Genomic DNA, 2,580 nt, shown 5'->3' with positions numbered 1-2,580 from the left:
CTCGCTGAGCATCGCGGAGACATCGAGCGGGCTCGCCTCCCGCAGTGCCGTCCAGTGCAGCTGCCTGCGGCCGTGATCGGTGTGCGCGGAGGGGTCCGTCGTCGAGGTCATCTGTCCGTCCTGGTGCGGGGTCCGGGATCGCGCCGGCGGAGCCGGGATCCGTGGGTGGGAAGTCGGCATCGCGCAGACGAGTCTCCAGCGTATCCGGCACCGCCCGCGGATCCCGGGCACCGCCGCGGGCGTGTCGTCGCCTCGCAGGTTAGGGTGAAGGGGTGAACAGAACAGATGAACTCGTCGACGCCTGGCTCCCGCTCCCGGACATCGCGGAGCGCTCGGGGCTGGGCATCTCCAAGGTCCGCCGCTTCGTCGAGGAGCGCGCCGTGATCGGCCTCCGCCGGGGGGAGCGCAGCGTCTTCCAGGTGCCGGAGCTGTTCCTCGACGACGACTGCCTCCCCGTGAAGCACCTCAAGGGCACCCTCATCACGCTGCAGGACGCAGGCTTCGACGACGAGGCGGCCATCGCCTGGCTCTTCACCCCGGACGACTCGCTGCCCGGGCGCCCCATCGACCTGCTCCGCGCCGGCAACAAGACGGAGATCCGCAGGCGCGCGCAGGCCCTCGCGTTCTGAGCCGGCCGCTCGTCCGCGCGGGGCTCACGCCCTCCGGTGCGTGAGCCGGTCCGCGAACTCCCCGAGCGCGCGCAGACTCTCCGGGGCGACTCCCAGCTCGCGCAGAGCGGCGAGACCCGTCTCGGCCGCGGCGCGCTCCTCCTCGATCCGGGCCTCCATCTCCGCCGCGGCGCCGCAGGCGGTGATGAGGGCAGTCATCTCCGCGAGCTCGGCCGGGGTGAGTCCGGGAGCGCCCAGCCGGGACTCGAACCAGTCGGCCTCGGCCGGCTCCGCGCGCTCCAGCACCGCGGCGACGAGGAGCGTCTTCTTCCCCTGCACGAGGTCGTCCCCGGCGGGCTTGCCGGTCGTCTCCGGCTCCCCGAACACCCCCAGCATGTCGTCGCGCATCTGGAAGGCCCGGCCCACCGGCAGTCCGTAGGCGCGCAGGGCCCGCAGGAGCGCGGGACCGGCTCCCGCCAGCGCCGCTCCGAGCGCCAGCGGCTGGACCACGGTGTAGAGGGCGGTCTTGTGCGTGAGCACCTCGGAGGCGCGGGCGGCGAGCTCCGCACGCGGCACCGGCTGCGCCTCGAGGTCGATGTCGAGGAACTGGCCCAGCATCACGTCGCGTCGCAGGGCGTCGTGTGCCGCGCGCACCTCCGCCGTCACGGGCAGACCCGTGGTGCCGAACAGCTCCTCGCTCAGGGCCAGGCAGAGGTCGCCGGCGATGATGGCCGCCGAGGTGCCGTACAGGGCGGGATCGCCGTCCCAGCCGCCGCTCGCGTGCTCCTGCCGGAAGCGGGCGTGGACGGCGGGGGCGCCGCGGCGGGTCTCCGAGGCGTCGATGACGTCGTCGTGGACGAGCGCGGCCGCGTGGAGGAGCTCCACCGCGCCGGCCGCGGAGGCGATCGCCTCGCCGGGCGCGCCGCCGGCGAGCTCGTGCCCCCACCAGGTGAGCATGGCGCGCACCCGCTTGCCTCCGCTCGCGAACGCGCGCAGCGGCTCCATGAGGCGGTCGGCGACGGGGGAGACCTCGCGGAGCCCGGCCGCCGCGGAGTCCAGGAACGCCAGCAGGCGGGCGTCGACGGCGGTGCGGACGGCCTCGGGCGCGGTGAGCGGGCGCGCCGGTGTCACGGAGGGCGCGGCGGCAGGGCTCACGGAAGGGCCGTCCCGCCGACGGAGACGAGGAGGGCGCCGTCGGTGTTGGGATCGGCGTTGATCGTCACCGCGAGCAGCTGGCTCGCCTCGTCCGCGTGATAGGTCTGCTTCGTGATGCCGTCCGCCGAGGAGGCGTCGGCTGTCGGCTCGAAGCCCGCCTCCTCGAGGGTCTTCGCGTAGAACTTCAGCACGTCCGACTCGGACATCTCCGTGCGCATCGTGAGGTTGAGCTTCACCGCCTCGCCCTCCTCCCCGGGCTCCACGGAGGAGTAGACGATCTCCGCGTCCTCGAGGGGCTTGACAGCGGCGGGGAAGTCATCGACGAGCGCGCCGGAGGTCGTCATCGCAGCGGGCTCCGCGGGCGCCTCCGTCGCCGCGGCCTCGGTGGACCCGGCGGTCTGCTCCGCGGCTGCGGACTCCGTGCTGTCGGCGCCGGCGTCCTGCCCGGAGCCGGCGGACTCGCAGCCGGTGAGGAGCAGGACGGAGGCGACCGCGGCGGAGGCGGCGGCGCGCGTGACGATCACGGTGCGGGAAGTGCGGGCTATCATGCCCACCAGGGTACAGCGCGGGGGTGGGAGTGAGCAGGAAGCAGCTGGCGCGCGGTGGCGGCGATCTGGGACTGCTGGGGGACGACGACTCCGGCTGCGTCATCCTCCACCTCGACATGGACGCGTTCTTCGTGGCGGTGGAGCGCCTCACGCGCGCGGAGCTGCGCGGCAGGCCGGTGGTGGTGGGCGTCAGGGGCGGCCGCGGAGGCGTCGTGTCCGCGAGCTACGTGGCGCGCGAGTACGGCGTGCACGCGGCGATGCCCATCGGG

General features: G+C 74.2%; 3 protein-coding genes and 1 pseudogene. 2 read left to right on the top strand and 2 right to left on the bottom strand.

Translation table 11 applies throughout. The annotated features are described in order from the left end of the window. Positions 1-272: 272 nt before the first annotated feature. Entirely contained in the window at positions 273-629 is a 357-nt protein-coding gene (locus Q0A33_RS07095; RefSeq protein ID WP_291794741.1) for an Rv2175c family DNA-binding protein, read from the top strand. A gap of 24 nt (positions 630-653) precedes the next feature. On the opposite strand, the gene Q0A33_RS07090 is transcribed toward Q0A33_RS07095, so the two are convergent. Next, positions 654-1,763, bottom strand: coding sequence for a polyprenyl synthetase family protein (locus Q0A33_RS07090; protein WP_291794740.1), 1,110 nt, complete (start codon positions 1,761-1,763; stop codon positions 654-656). After that, positions 1,760-2,311 carry a hypothetical protein gene (locus tag Q0A33_RS07085; RefSeq protein ID WP_291794739.1) on the bottom strand — a complete coding sequence of 184 codons (552 nt, stop codon included), beginning with the start codon at positions 2,309-2,311 and terminating at the stop codon, positions 1,760-1,762. The genes Q0A33_RS07090 and Q0A33_RS07085 overlap by 4 nt, the downstream gene beginning before the upstream one ends. A gap of 29 nt (positions 2,312-2,340) precedes the next feature. On the opposite strand from Q0A33_RS07085, the pseudogene Q0A33_RS07080 reads away from it, so the two are divergent. Beyond that, a pseudogene (locus tag Q0A33_RS07080) lies at positions 2,341-2,580 on the top strand (DNA polymerase IV); the annotation flags it as partial.

The organism is Brevibacterium sp., from assembly GCF_022712115.1.
Lineage (GTDB): Bacteria > Actinomycetota > Actinomycetes > Actinomycetales > Brevibacteriaceae > Brevibacterium > Brevibacterium salitolerans.
The sequence above is the reverse complement of the archived record's forward strand: the minus strand, read 5'-3'. Positions and strand labels throughout refer to the sequence as shown.